A 12,629-nucleotide genomic window follows, 5' to 3' on the forward strand; every position below is an offset into this window, starting at 1 on the left:
GGTTTTTGGTGTTTACATCCGGGTAATGGGCGCGGCGGCCAAAGATGGTTTCGACGTAACCGTTTGCATGGACAAACTTTTTGGTTTCTTCCATGTACTCTTTGATGCCCGGGAAGCGCTCAAAATAGGTTTTGATGTAATCGCCTGCTTCACCACGACCAATGCCCAGTTGGTTTGCAAGGCCGAACGCGGAAATGCCGTAGATGATGCCGAAATTGATCGCTTTTGCACGGCGGCGAACGCTTGGGTCCATGCCCTCAATCGGCACACCAAACATCTCGCTTGCTGTCATGGCGTGAATGTCGAGCCCGTCCGCAAACGCCTGTTTGAGCTGCGGAATATCGGCCATATGGGCGAGCACACGCAGTTCAATCTGGCTGTAATCGGCAGAAATGAGCTTTTTGCCCTTCCCAGAGATAAACGCCTGACGGATTTTGCGGCCTTCAGAGGTTCTGATCGGGATGTTCTGGATGTTTGGCTCGGAGGAGGACAAACGGCCCGTGGAGGTGGACGCCAGCGAGAACGAGGTGTGGACGCGGCCCGTCTCCTGATTAATGAAGCTTGGCAGGGCGTCCGTGTAGGTGGATTTCAGCTTGCTGAGCTGGCGCCACTCTACAATTTTGCTTGGCAGCTCATGGCCTTGCGCAGCGAGATCATCCAACACGGAAGCTGAAGTGGACCAGGCGCCGGTTTTGGTTTTTTTGCCACCGGGCAGACCCATTTTGCCAAACAGGATTTCACCCAGCTGCTTTGGCGAGCCGACGTTGAAGATTTCGCCAGCCTTATCGTGGATTTCCGCTTCCAGCGCGGCTGCGCCCTGGGCAAACTCACCGGAGAGCAGGGAGAGCATCTGACGGTCGATGGAGATGCCGCGGCGCTCCATTTTGGCCAGCGTTGCCACCATCGGGCGTTCCAGACGCTCATAAACCACGGTCATTTCCTCAGCAGCGAGGCGTGGTTTGAGGATTTTCCAGAGGCGCAGGGTGACGTCTGCATCTTCCGCCGCATAGGAGGTGGCTTTGTCCAGCGGCACCTTGTCGAAGGAGATCTGCGATTTACCGGAGCCGCACACTTCCTTGAACGGAATTGGCGTGTGGTTGAGCCAGCGCTGGGACAGCTCATCCATGCCATTGCCGCCCATACCCGCGTCGAGCGCGTAGGAGAGCAGCATGGTGTCATCAAACGGTGCCATTTCCACGCCGTAACGCTTGAGCACGAGCCAGTCGTACTTCATGTTCTGCGCGATTTTGAGGACAGCTGGATCTTCCAGCATTGGCTTGAGCAGGGCAACAGCTTCTTTGAGCGGGATCTGACCTTCCAGCAGCGCACCACCGCTGAAGAGATCACCTTCGCCATCCACATGCGCCAGCGGGATGTAACAGGCTTTGCCCGGAGTGCAGGAGAGGGAAACGCCGACAAGGCCAGCTTCCATGGCGTTGAGGGCATCTGTCTCAGTGTCCACAGCCACGTAGCCCACTTCATAGGCCTGCGCTATCCACTCTTTGAGGCGCTCAGAGGTAGAAACTGTTTCGTATGCGGAATTATCTATAGGCAGCGCAGATATTTCAGCTGCAACTTTCTCTGCCAGAGGGGCGGCGGTCCATGCTTTACCCTCAAGTTCTCCCGCAGAATCCTCAGCTTGTTCTGCCGGTTTTGCAGTGCTTTCCCAGCCTTCAATCACAGGCTCAATTGGCTCGATGTTTTCCAGCACAGCGCCGGTTTTATCTGCCACTTTTTTGGTGAGGCTGGTGAAGCCCATGGCTTTGAGGAAGCCGACAGCCTGCGCGCCATCCACATCACACACCGTGAAATCTTCGACCGGAGTTTCCACCGGAACGGCCTCTTCCAGCTGCACGAGGCGCTTGGAAATGCGGGCCTGCTCAGCGAACTCGATGAGGTTCTCGCGGCGCTTCTTCTGCTTGATGGTGTCGGCTTGTGCCAGAAGGCTATCCAGATCGCCAAACTCGTTGATGAGCAGAGCGGCGGTTTTGAGGCCGATGCCAGGGACGCCGGGCACGTTATCAACGCTATCGCCAGCGAGCGACTGCACTTCGACGACCTTTTCCGGGCCAACGCCAAATTTTTCGAAGACCTCTGGCTTGCCGATCACCTTGTTCTTCATGGTGTCGACCATGCCGATCTTGTCGGTGACAAGTTGCATCAGGTCTTTATCACCGGAAACAATGGTGACGCGGGCGCCTTGTGCGGCTGCCTGACGGGCGTAGGTGGCGATCAGGTCATCCGCCTCATACCCCTGCTGCTCAATGGCAGGCACGCCAAACGCGCGCGTTGCCTGACGGATCAGGCCAAACTGTGGGCGCAGATCTTCTGGCGGCGGTGGGCGGTGAGCTTTGTATTCCGGGTAGAAATCGTTGCGGAACGTTTTGCCGGACTTATCGAAAATCACGGCGAAGTGGGTTGGCTCATCACCGGTTTCTTTGGTGGGGCCTTCCTGCATCATCTTCCAAAGCATGTTGCAGAAGCCGGAAACCGCGCCAACGGGCAGTCCGTCGGGCTTGCGAGTAAGCGGCGGCAGCGCATGATATGCGCGGAAAATGAAGGTAGAGCCATCGATCAGGATGAGGTGATCGTTCTCTGTGAGAGCTGGTGCAATGGATTGTGTCGACATGAGCGGGATCATGCCCGCCTTGGGCCGACAAAGAAAGAGGAATTAACCCTTTTTCAATGATGTTTTAGCGGAGGGTGAGTTTGGAACGGCCTCTGGCTACTTAGCTTTCAACTTCCACCTAACAAAAATGAAGTTACTCTGACTAATCCTGTTGTTCTAACAAATCTAATGCCTCCAGAATTGCTGATCTTGTATCCTTCGTGGATGTGCTTGGTAATCCACCTTCAATCGAGAGCATAGCCAGGCCGTGTACGGCCCCCCACGCAAGCAGGGACTTAGCTGGGATTTCAGTGTGTTTTTCATCTTCAACAGCATCGTTAAGCAATAGGCGCGTCATGCGTGCCTCTGCTTCGACTAAATCTACATCTGTCTCATCCAACAATGCCGTACGGAACATTGTTTTGAATTTGGCAGGCTCAGAAAGAGCAAAGTCCAGATAGGCCCGCCCCTTAGCGGAAAATGCCGAGAGCCCCGCACTGCGCGCTTCAGTGGCTGCCGTTTCCATATGCTCTGCCATTCCGCGATGTGCGCGGACAGCAACTGCTGTCATCACAGCCCGCTTGTCTTTAAAGTGCCTGAAAGCCGCAGCAGAAGAAACACCTGCATTTTTGGCAGCAGCCCGTAAGCTCACCCCCTCAGGCCCTTTTTCAGGCAACTGAGCTTCGACAGCATCCAGAAGCGCCTCACGCAATCGTCCATGATGATATTCTGATGTGCCCGGAGTTTGTTCTTCTTGTCTCGATGTTACCATTGATAACTTTCCATTTGACCAGATAGCCTCAACTAATGTTACCATCGATAACATATTTGAAATCTGGAGAATTACTCATGAATTCTGTTTTAATTTCCGGTGCCTCCAGAGGGCTGGGTGCCGCAATGTTAAAAGCTTTTACAACAAACGGATGGCAAGCGATTGGTACATCTCGCCAAGGAGGCACTTTAGAAGAACTTGATGTGTGCGACGAAGATTCTGTGATTGCACTTCGCAACCGCATTAACCTTGTCCCCGACTGTTTGATATTGAATGCGGGTTCTGGCATCGCTGGCCCTATTGAAATGACAGCTGCTTCCGAAGCCGTTCGACAGATCGATACCAACCTACTCGGCGTTGATAGAATGGTACGCGCCTTTCTTCCTGATATGCGAAAAAGGCGAGCAGGAACGATTGTAATTATTGGCTCTATTGCATCACGGCTCCCAATCCCTTTTCAAGCACTTTACAGTGCATCAAAAGCTGCGATTGCTAATTATGCAGCAGCCTTATCAATGGAGGTCGCCCCTTTTGGACTCCACGTTATACTGGTGGAACCGGGAGATCATCAAACTGACTTTGGTGCAGCGAGAAGGCGAAGTCCATCCGACAACGACCCTTACGAACCTTCCACAACACGTGCAATTAACAGTATGGCGAAAAGCGAAGAAAGCGGAAATGACCCGGAGCGATTTGCAAGTTTAGTTGTTCGGGCTTGCATGTCAGACAAGCCTCCACACCGCCTTACAGTTTCAACTTTTTCAGAGCGTATGCTTTTGATTTTATCAGCAATTTTGCCCCAACGAATGATGCTAAGGGCTACACGAAGAGCATTCTGTCGGGCGTAAAAGTCCAATGTAATTTAGGCGCTCCCAAAATGAACACCTGGCACGGAGTACACCGTGTGTTTACTAATGACCTTCCTACGGCTTCTCACCCTGCCTAATGGGTTCCACGGGCTCTAAATAAGGCATGAAACCGGATTGGTTGTTGCGGATGGTTGGTTTGTATTTGCCTTCCGGACAGATAAAAATCAGCTCATCCTGAATGCGTATTTGCTGGCATTCTTCGTTGAGCTCATAGACAAAGCCGTTGTTGTCACCGCTGAAGTAGTAATCGTTGGTAGCTGGCTCTTTTCCCGCCTTTGCTTTGTCAGCGCCATGTACGGATTTGTTGCAGAGATCGCGGATCTTATCGCGGTATTGAGAGCCGCCCAGATCAGCAATGCCCTCACGCTTCATGTGTTCTTCCTCGCACTCTGCAACTTCGGCGGATGTGGCCTGTTTGGGGGGAGGCAGGGTTTCCTGCGCCCGGGCTGTGAGTATGCCGGTGCCTGTGATGAAGGTCAGGATGGCCAGTGATCTGAGTGAGTTGCTGAGAAGCTGTGCTGTGGTGGAGTAACTCATCTTGAGCTCCCTCCGTTTTCTACTGCTGAAAGGGCGGGCAAGCTGAAGCGCTCAGCCCCCTCAGGAGGATTGAAGCGGAAGTCTTCTGAATTGAGCTGAGGTTCAAGGTTCCACCCTCGATAGGACAGGTGTGTTTGAGGCAAACCAACAAGGTCCTTATAAGTGATAATAAGATAACCGGGCAGGCCGCTGTCTTCGTAGACCCACAATTGCCAATCTACCTGATCGTTAAAAAAGGCAAGATGATGGGCAACCCCTTCTGGCAGAACCTCACGCCCGACGTAGACGGACTTCGTTATCAGGTCATCAAGCATTTGGCCCAGTTCCGGGTTGGCCAAATCAATGCCGGGCAATGTGAGCTGAAAATCACTGCGTAGCACCTCAATAAATTCCGAGGAAGTTCCAGTGAAATCCCCCTGAGTGTAGATGTTCCGCGTTTTGTCGAAGTAAGTGATGATGCCGTCATCCAGATAGATTTCACTCATCCCGTTGGGGCGTGGGAGATCAATTTTCAGATCACCATGTCCAAGAATGTTGACCGTGTATTCGAACACAAAGTTTAGCGGTACTCTGTCTTTAAAGATGCGCTCCTCGCTCGCATAGACGGTAAAGCTCATGGCTTTGATTTCGCTGAATTTCTCGATGGTCTTATTGAGGATTTGACGTGCTTTATCTTCTTTTTGCGCAACAGCGGGGTGGGGGCGTAGCTCCAGCCAGACGATGGCCACTAGAATGAAGAGAAGCGGCAGAACCCTGAGAGCCCCGAGTTTCATGGAGATACGTTCCTTGATCTTGTCACACCGTTTGCTTCCGCAAAGCCTAAGCAAAGACCGGAAAGACCTTCTGAACCCAACCACTAAAATTGGCACTTGCTGAACATACATGCAAAAAGCCCCCGAAAGCAGCAGCTTCGAGGGCTTAGGCCAATCAGCACTTCAGTACTGAAATCAGGTCGGAGACGGTTCCAGAGTTTTGGCGCGCGGCATCTCTGCGACGTAGGCCCAAGCTGGCCGCTTAAACAGGAACTGGCCGTAACCTATTTTGGTGATCAACCAGAACAGGATCATCGGCGCGATGGTTGCAGTACAGGTGACGATCAGCGAAATCACGCCGGCGTCCTGAATGATGCCCAGCTTGAGCAAGATTGTGCGGGATACTGCCATCGGGAAGAAGAAAGACAAGTAGATCACGATGGAGTTTTTGCCCATATAGCGCAACAGATCCAACGCCTTCACCTTGGAAAGCAGAGCAGAAACGGTGATCACCACCAATGCGCCCAAACCGCCCAGAGCAAGCGAGGCGAATGGCAGGTCGGCATAGCCGTAGCCAACGAAGAGGCCGTTGACGACGGCCCAGACAAACACAAAGGCCAAGCCTTTCAGCACATTCTCACGCACCCAGTCAGCAATGACGAAGATCTTTTGCGCAAAAATGTAGCCTGCGAAGAAGAACACAAAGCGAGCGGCTGTCTCGTCAATCAGCACAAAGCCGGTGTGCAACGCGCTGATTTGCAGGCCAGCAGCGACCAGCAAGGTCACTTGCCACGGCACTTTTAGCGAGTGCAGCAGTTTGGTGATGACGAAGAAAACGGGCAGGGCGTAGATGAACCAGAGGGTTCCGAATGGTTGTACGAAGGCGAGCGCGTAGTGCATCAACACGCCATCCCAGCCGAACTCTGCTGCGAAGGACGGTGCTTTCATTCCAAACTGGATCGTAAGCCAGAGAATGTAGAAGTAGAAGAAATGGACGACTTTACGATCCAGATACAGGCGCCAGTCCCGATCCAGCGTTAAGGCGAGGAACAAGCCGGAGATCATGAAAAAGTCCGGCATACGGAAGGGCTTTGCAAAGGCAACAATGTCGCCCATGAACCCCATTTCACCAATGGCGCTTCCAACCCCAAGGGTTGAATGCATCATCACCACGAGAAAGATGCAAAAGCCTTTCGCGTAGTCAACCCAATCCACACGACTGGAGGTTTGGTGCGCCGCCATGTAATACCGCCCATAAATTTACTAATTAATTCGTGCAATCATAAGTTTTAAGGGATGCGAATACTAGCGGCATCTCTTCAACTTTAATTGTTGGTTACCGCGCCTGATTGCCAAAGGGCTACCTGAGACTTTGCAACGCGGCCTGATGTTATGGCTTGTATCTTTATGACCTAAGGTAATGTTAGTTTTTATGCGCCTAGGATACATATAGTTCCACCGGATATTCTGGAGATGCAATTGCTTAGGTATTTTAAGGCGTTATGCGCTGTTGCAGTTTTAGTCATCGCTCCGCAGCCCTTAAGCGCTCAGGAGGCCACAAGCCCGCCAGAGTTGCTCAAGAAAATCTGGAATAGGCCGGACTTTGATGCCGATGACTTTGCGCCCGAAGTCTACAAGAAGATCCCGAAAGAACTTCTCGTCTCCATTCTTTCAGAACAACGTTCGATCTATGGTCCTGCGCTTCATGTTATCGCGACCAAGGAACCGCATAAGTTTCTTGTTGAGACGAAATCCTACAGGATTCCAACGTTTTTGAAGCAGAATAAGACTGGTCAGCTGACGGGACTGCTGTTTCGCTTTGCACTTGTGAAGGATGTGAAACACGAAGACCTGCTGGAACACATGAAGCAGCAGACCGCGACGCAGAGCTTTTTGCTGATGCAGAACGGGAAGGTGCATGCTGAAAATAACAGTAACGCTCAGCTGGCTGTCGGATCTGCCTTCAAGCTTTATGTGCTGGACCAGGTGGCGCAGCAGGTCAGGGACGGAGACCTGAGCTGGCAAGACAAAATCGCGCTGGAACAACGGCATATCTCGTATCCGGGTGGCACAATGCAAAATGAGCCGGTTGGCAAGAAGTTTGTTTTGCTGGATGTGGCGCGCAACATGATCGAGATCTCCGACAACACGGCCACGGACTTGCTGATGGATCTGGTGGGGCAGGAAAGTGTGATGCTGCCGGGAGAGAGTTCACCGGCTCTGACGACGCAGCAGCTGTTTCACCTGAAAGCGGATGAGCAAGCTGCAGAAGCTTATCGCCAAGCAGGGCCAGAGGAGCGGGCGCGGATTCTTACTGCCTTACCGGCTCAACTTCCACCGATTGACAAGGTTTCCGTGCCTTTGACGGAAGGTGTCGAGTGGTACATTTCGAACCGCGAACTGTGCAAGATTGTAACAAAAGTGAAGGACATCAAGGGAGTTTTCGTAAATCCGGGTGTGGCCGAACCGGATAACTGGGCGTCTTATGCTTATAAGGGCGGCAGTGAGATTGGTGTGCTCAACATGACCTATGCCTTGGAAGACCCTGACGGAAATGACTGGTGCTTCTCAACCACCTGGAATGCAGAGCAAGAGCTGGACGTCACTTATCTGATTGCTTTGGTCGCGACACTGTTGGAGAGTCCTGAGTCAGTTCAGGCAGCTCTCCGTTAAGCTTGGCGGGATTTAGCGACGCTCTCAATTAAGAAGCAATAATTTATTAATGGAAATTAATTTGGAAAATCAATATTTTACGCATATATACGAGCGAAAATTTTCAAAAAAGCTCTTGGAGTTTGGATTTACGCGATGCAAGGAATCTCAAACTCTACAGTTCATTGAAGAAGACCGTCACATCAGCTTAATTCGGCTGGGTGGACGATCCGCTCGCCCGGGTTGTATCCGTACAATTCTATGTTTTCGGCATACTTTTCTGAGGCCAGTTTCAAAGAGTATAACCCTAGAGGTGTTCGACTTCACAAGAAAACTGCATTTTTCAGATTTCCGAGCTTATCCGTTTTATTCTCCTGCATATACTCCCTTAAACTTGGACTTTTCAGGCAAGATAGATACTTGGAATTTCAAAGAAGCATCAGAAATTAAGATACTAAAAGATATAGATTATCGCCTCAGTATTTTACTGAAAAGAGTCGTCCCCTGGTCTCGTAAACGTACCCATCAAGCAGAATTAAAGTCTCTACAACGAAAAGGAGAAGGGGCTTGGTGTGAGGATAGATGGATCGAAGATTACAAAAATTCAATTGGCAATCAAAACCTGCCCGAAACCTCCGAGCAGGTGTGAGATCCCATATCATCTACGCTTGTCGTCGTCAGAGGACCATGGGCTGATCTGGTCCGGGTCATTGGAACGAGGATGGGAAGGGTCATCATCCTGCTCTGTATGACGGGAGGAGCTCCACTCATCTTCATTCAGGTCCACAGTGCCATCACGGCGACGGTAACCCGGATTGACGTTGAGGTTCTGCACCTTCACGTGGCGCGCCAGATAGTTGCCAATCACCTCACGCAGTGGCGGGATGAAGAGCAGAAGGCCAATTGCGTCTGTAAAGAAGCCTGGAATCAACAGCATGAGGCCTGCAAACACGATCATCGCGCCATGCATCATCTCATGACTTGGAACCCGTCCTGAGTCCATTTCAGAACGCATGCGCATGAGCAAAGACAGCCCCTGCTGGCGCAGCATATAGGTGCCGGCAGCTGCGGAAGCTACAGTCAACAGGATTGTTGGAATTGCCCCGATAACACTTCCAACCTCAATAAAGAGATAGATCTCAATGGTTGGTAGCAGAATGAAACAGGCAAGAATGATAAGTCCGAGTGGCATAGCGTCCGCGTAGGTTTAGGTTTATTTTGCTTTTTGATCACTTCTTTTTGAAGCGATCTTACTTATAGTGGGTGATCTTCACAGAATTGCAATGACTGATTTTAGCTTATACTTGCGTGGTAAGACTTTAAAAAGGCGTTGGGATGGACACGAAATAGCTGGATGTTGCTGATAGAAACCTTAAATTAGTGACAGAGCCTGTAAAAATGCGCTAGAGCACATTATCTAGATATCTAATGCATTTGATCATCGGCGCCTGGCAGCCCACGAGTAAAGGACCGGTCGGTACTCGGAATGAACGAAATATTCGACGTCTACAACATAATCTTCCTTATTGCGGCAGTTGTTATTTTCCTGCGGTTACGCTCCGTTTTGGGCAATCGCACCGGTAACGAGCGTCAACCATTTGACCCGTATTCTGCTCAGCAAAAACAAGACTCTCAAAAGACTCAGGCTCCTGAGAATGAGGACAATGTTATTCCTCTTCCAGGCAGTGAGCATGTTCAACATGACCCTGAGCGCGCAGAGCGTGAAGCTCGCGAACAGATTGAGGCCGAAATCGACAAGCTTGCCAAAAAAGGCAGTGAGTTGAATCACGGTCTGCGGGAAATCTGGAAAGCTGAGCCGTCTTTCAATCCAAAAGAGTTTGCGGAAGGTGCACGCGGCGCTTACGAAATCATTTTGATGTCGTTTGCGCAGGGTGATCGCCGCACGCTCAAAGAGCTTCTTTCTCCTGAAGTGTTCAGTGGTTTCTCTGCTGCGATTGATGACCGGGAAAGCCGCAATGAGCGTGTTGAGTCCACCTTTGTGGGCATCGACAAAGCTGACATTGTGGAAGCGGTCTTCAACGACAAAGACAAGCTCGCTGAAGTGACTGTTCGCTTCAAGGGTCAGCTGATCACCGCGACACGGGATTCTGAAAACCGCATTGTGGATGGTGACCCAACCGCAGTGAGTGACCTGACTGACATCTGGACCTTCGCTCGCGTAACTGGTGAGAACGATCCAAACTGGAAGCTGGTTGCAACTGAATCTGCATGACGTTTCCTTTCTTTCGCGGCGCTATGAGTTTCATTATGGCACTCAGCGTCGCGGCGGGGATAAGTTCTGCTGCTGTAGCTGGAAACACCCTTACAAAAGACCATAGGACCATGCGAAGCGCGAAGCTCTCCGGGCCACTTGATCCCAACGAAATCGACGGATGGGCTGCAGATGATCATTCTGCGGCCCTTTCCGCTTTTGTGGCTCACTGCGAGGCGAGCGAGGGCCGAACGCTGCCGACAAAGGCGTTTGGCATTAGCGACGCAAAATTACGCGCTATCTGCGCAAAATCGCGCAAAATCAACGTAAATAACGCAAGTGATGCAAAAACCTTTTTAGAACAGAACTTTACGCTTCAACGCGTGGAGGACGACGGGTTTGTGACCGGCTACTACATGCCAGAGCTGGAAGGCTCGCTTGTTCGCACTGACGAGTTTGTTGTTCCCCTTCATGCCTATCCCAAAGGCCTGAAGGTGATGCCGACACGCGGCGATGTGATGGACGGTGCACTGGATGGAATGGGCCTTGAAGTGCTGTGGGTGAAAGACCCGATAGATGCATTTTTTACAGCTGTTCAAGGGTCTGCCCGTGTTCGCCTACCCAATGGCGAGTTGCGGCGCCTGGCTTTTGCAGGCAAGTCTGGTCATGAGTACACCGCGATTGGCCGTGTGCTCATTGAGCAGGGCGAAATCTCCAGAGATAACATGGGCATGGATGCGCTTCGTGCCTGGTTATCCAAAAACCCATCCCAGCAAAAAGACGTGTTTCGGCACAATAAATCCTACATCTTCTTTGAGTTACAATCTGCGCAAGACACTGAGATTGCAGCCATTGGAGGGGCAGGAACAGCCCTGACGGACCTGAGATCACTGGCAATTGATGATGATCTGCACACTTATGGCAGTTTAATTTTTGTCTCTAGTGAGTTAAGGACCTACGACACATCAGGTGATCGCTTCGCCAAACTTATGGTTGCTCAGGATACCGGGTCAGCCATCAAAGGCCCCGCGCGTGGCGATGTCTATGTAGGAAGTGGTGCAGAGGCAGGTGCCGTTGCCGGGAATATCCGTCACCGTGCGGAATTCTATCTCCTTGTTCCAAAATAATAAATGATCGTGGACGGATCGGATAGATGACGAATGGTGATCGCGCAAAGCGAGCCAAGACAAAGCAGCTGAGCGAAGCAGACAAGCGCTTGTGGGACAGGGTGAAAGCCACTCTGACGCCTATTCATCAAGAGCGCCTTTCTGATATGCTGGAAGACACGACGCAGCTTTCCGAGCCGGATCAGTCCCTTATGCACGCTCAAAGCGCTGAGGCGTCTCAGCCTGAGCTTAAGCCGCAGCTGACCTCTCCACCGAAGCCTCAGGCCAAAAAGTCTCGTGGTTCCAAAGGGAAGACCGCACCAGATTACAGCCCACCCAAGCCTGTTGTTCCTGCGATGCCTCCGCTTTCGCCGCTCAATAAGAAAGAGCGCAAAAAAGTTGTCCGCGGGGGCAAGGGCTATATTGATGCGCGCATCGATCTTCATGGTTTGACGCAGTATCAAGCGCATCAACGCTTAACCTCGTTCATCTATCAAGCGCAGGCCATGGGCTACTCCCTCGTGCTTGTGATCACCGGCAAGGGGCTCGACTATTCAAGCAGCCCCTATGGCGATGATCGTGGTGTGTTGCGCAGAATGGTGCCGCAGTGGCTTTCTCTTCCTGATATGCGCAGCTGTGTGGTAGGCTTTGATCAAGCTCATGTTTCGCATGGGGGCAGCGGTGCGATTTACGTTCGCATTCGTAAGCGCAAAAAATAAGGCAGGAATTTCAGTAAGATGACGCCTTTTGGAGCCAAGGTTAGAGAGCTGCGGGCTAAGCAGAAGATTACTCTGAAGGAAATGGCGGAAGCGCTTTCGGTTTCCTCTGCCTACCTGAGTGCGCTCGAACATGGCAAGCGCGGTACTCCGACCTGGTACATGGTTCAGCGCATGATCACCTATTTCAATGTGATTTGGGATGAAGCTGAAGAACTTCAAAGACTTGCGGAACTTTCCAACCCGAAAATCACCATCGATACTGGTGGCCTGACACCCCGGGCGACTGAGCTGACGAACATGCTTGCCTCGAAGATCAATGGACTCTCAGAGGAATCCCTGGAGCACCTCATTCATCAACTAAGAGTGGTTAGCTCTCGCGACAATATCTAGTCTAAGCCGACA

General features: G+C 51.5%; 13 protein-coding genes. 7 read left to right on the top strand and 6 right to left on the bottom strand.

Annotated elements, in window-relative coordinates; translation table 11 throughout:
- Both polA and PPL9_RS13555 read right to left on the bottom strand, forming a co-directional pair.
- The coding region (gene polA, locus PPL9_RS13550; protein ID WP_057463173.1) for a DNA polymerase I at positions 1 to 2,641 on the bottom strand (2,641 nt) is incomplete at its 3' end.
- Positions 2,642 to 2,771: 130 nt separating this feature from the next.
- Positions 2,772 to 3,380, bottom strand: coding sequence for a TetR/AcrR family transcriptional regulator (locus PPL9_RS13555; RefSeq protein WP_208989356.1), 609 nt, complete (start codon positions 3,378 to 3,380; stop codon positions 2,772 to 2,774).
- 77 nt (positions 3,381 to 3,457) lie between these two features.
- Between PPL9_RS13555 and PPL9_RS13560 the strand changes: the two genes are divergently transcribed.
- Complete coding sequence (locus PPL9_RS13560) at positions 3,458 to 4,228, top strand: SDR family NAD(P)-dependent oxidoreductase (RefSeq protein WP_208989357.1); 771 nt, start codon at positions 3,458 to 3,460, stop codon at positions 4,226 to 4,228.
- 75 nt (positions 4,229 to 4,303) lie between these two features.
- Here PPL9_RS13560 and PPL9_RS13565 read toward each other — a convergent pair whose 3' ends face one another.
- From PPL9_RS13565 to PPL9_RS13575, 3 genes are all read right to left on the bottom strand, one after another.
- Entirely contained in the window at positions 4,304 to 4,786 is a 483-nt protein-coding gene (locus tag PPL9_RS13565) for a hypothetical protein (RefSeq protein ID WP_057463175.1), read from the bottom strand.
- Complete coding sequence (locus PPL9_RS13570) at positions 4,783 to 5,559, bottom strand: DUF2092 domain-containing protein (RefSeq protein WP_057463176.1); 777 nt, start codon at positions 5,557 to 5,559, stop codon at positions 4,783 to 4,785. Before PPL9_RS13570 ends, PPL9_RS13565 begins: the two co-directional genes overlap by 4 nt.
- 174 nt (positions 5,560 to 5,733) lie before the next feature.
- Positions 5,734 to 6,780, bottom strand: a complete 1,047-nt coding sequence (locus tag PPL9_RS13575) for an acyltransferase family protein (protein ID WP_057463177.1) — start codon at positions 6,778 to 6,780, stop codon at positions 5,734 to 5,736.
- Positions 6,781 to 7,017: 237 nt separating this feature from the next.
- On the opposite strand from PPL9_RS13575, the gene PPL9_RS13580 reads away from it, so the two are divergent.
- Positions 7,018 to 8,211: a serine hydrolase gene (locus PPL9_RS13580; protein WP_208989358.1), complete on the top strand. Its 1,194-nt coding sequence runs from the start codon at positions 7,018 to 7,020 to the stop codon at positions 8,209 to 8,211.
- Between the two features lie 61 nt (positions 8,212 to 8,272).
- Positions 8,273 to 8,839, top strand: a complete 567-nt coding sequence (locus PPL9_RS13585; protein ID WP_152986686.1) for a hypothetical protein — start codon at positions 8,273 to 8,275, stop codon at positions 8,837 to 8,839.
- A gap of 9 nt (positions 8,840 to 8,848) precedes the next feature.
- On the opposite strand, the gene PPL9_RS13590 is transcribed toward PPL9_RS13585, so the two are convergent.
- Entirely contained in the window at positions 8,849 to 9,382 is a 534-nt protein-coding gene (locus PPL9_RS13590; protein WP_057463179.1) for an FxsA family protein, read from the bottom strand.
- Positions 9,383 to 9,676: 294 nt separating this feature from the next.
- On the opposite strand from PPL9_RS13590, the gene PPL9_RS13595 reads away from it, so the two are divergent.
- From PPL9_RS13595 to PPL9_RS13610, 4 genes are read left to right on the top strand one after another with little or no spacing between them, the layout of a single operon-like run.
- Positions 9,677 to 10,423, top strand: coding sequence for a Tim44/TimA family putative adaptor protein (locus tag PPL9_RS13595; protein WP_057463180.1), 747 nt, complete (start codon positions 9,677 to 9,679; stop codon positions 10,421 to 10,423).
- 35 nt (positions 10,424 to 10,458) lie between these two features.
- Positions 10,459 to 11,529 (top strand): MltA domain-containing protein, encoded by a 1,071-nt coding sequence (locus tag PPL9_RS13600; RefSeq protein WP_208989359.1) that lies wholly within the window; start codon positions 10,459 to 10,461, stop codon positions 11,527 to 11,529.
- Positions 11,530 to 11,555: 26 nt separating this feature from the next.
- The gene (locus PPL9_RS13605; RefSeq protein WP_057463181.1) at positions 11,556 to 12,227 is read left to right on the top strand and encodes a Smr/MutS family protein; all 672 of its coding nucleotides are present in this window, start codon (positions 11,556 to 11,558) and stop codon (positions 12,225 to 12,227) included.
- 18 nt (positions 12,228 to 12,245) lie between these two features.
- Positions 12,246 to 12,617: a helix-turn-helix domain-containing protein gene (locus tag PPL9_RS13610; protein WP_057463182.1), complete on the top strand. Its 372-nt coding sequence runs from the start codon at positions 12,246 to 12,248 to the stop codon at positions 12,615 to 12,617.
- Positions 12,618 to 12,629 lie beyond the last annotated feature (12 nt).

Origin of the sequence: Pseudovibrio sp. POLY-S9 (assembly GCF_001431305.1) — a bacterium.
Taxonomy (GTDB): domain Bacteria; phylum Pseudomonadota; class Alphaproteobacteria; order Rhizobiales; family Stappiaceae; genus Pseudovibrio.

Coding starts and splice junctions, on each gene's coding strand:
- PPL9_RS13560 (WP_208989357.1), top strand. CDS start 3,458: ATGAATTCTGTTTTAATTTCCGGTGCCTCCAGAGGGCTGGGTGCCGCA.
- PPL9_RS13605 (WP_057463181.1), top strand. CDS start 11,556: ATGACGAATGGTGATCGCGCAAAGCGAGCCAAGACAAAGCAGCTGAGC.
- PPL9_RS13590 (WP_057463179.1), bottom strand. CDS start 9,382: ATGCCACTCGGACTTATCATTCTTGCCTGTTTCATTCTGCTACCAACC.
- PPL9_RS13565 (WP_057463175.1), bottom strand. CDS start 4,786: ATGAGTTACTCCACCACAGCACAGCTTCTCAGCAACTCACTCAGATCA.
- PPL9_RS13610 (WP_057463182.1), top strand. CDS start 12,246: ATGACGCCTTTTGGAGCCAAGGTTAGAGAGCTGCGGGCTAAGCAGAAG.
- PPL9_RS13600 (WP_208989359.1), top strand. CDS start 10,459: ATGGCACTCAGCGTCGCGGCGGGGATAAGTTCTGCTGCTGTAGCTGGA.
- PPL9_RS13555 (WP_208989356.1), bottom strand. CDS start 3,380: ATGGTAACATCGAGACAAGAAGAACAAACTCCGGGCACATCAGAATAT.
- PPL9_RS13595 (WP_057463180.1), top strand. CDS start 9,677: ATGAACGAAATATTCGACGTCTACAACATAATCTTCCTTATTGCGGCA.
- PPL9_RS13575 (WP_057463177.1), bottom strand. CDS start 6,780: ATGGCGGCGCACCAAACCTCCAGTCGTGTGGATTGGGTTGACTACGCG.
- PPL9_RS13570 (WP_057463176.1), bottom strand. CDS start 5,559: ATGAAACTCGGGGCTCTCAGGGTTCTGCCGCTTCTCTTCATTCTAGTG.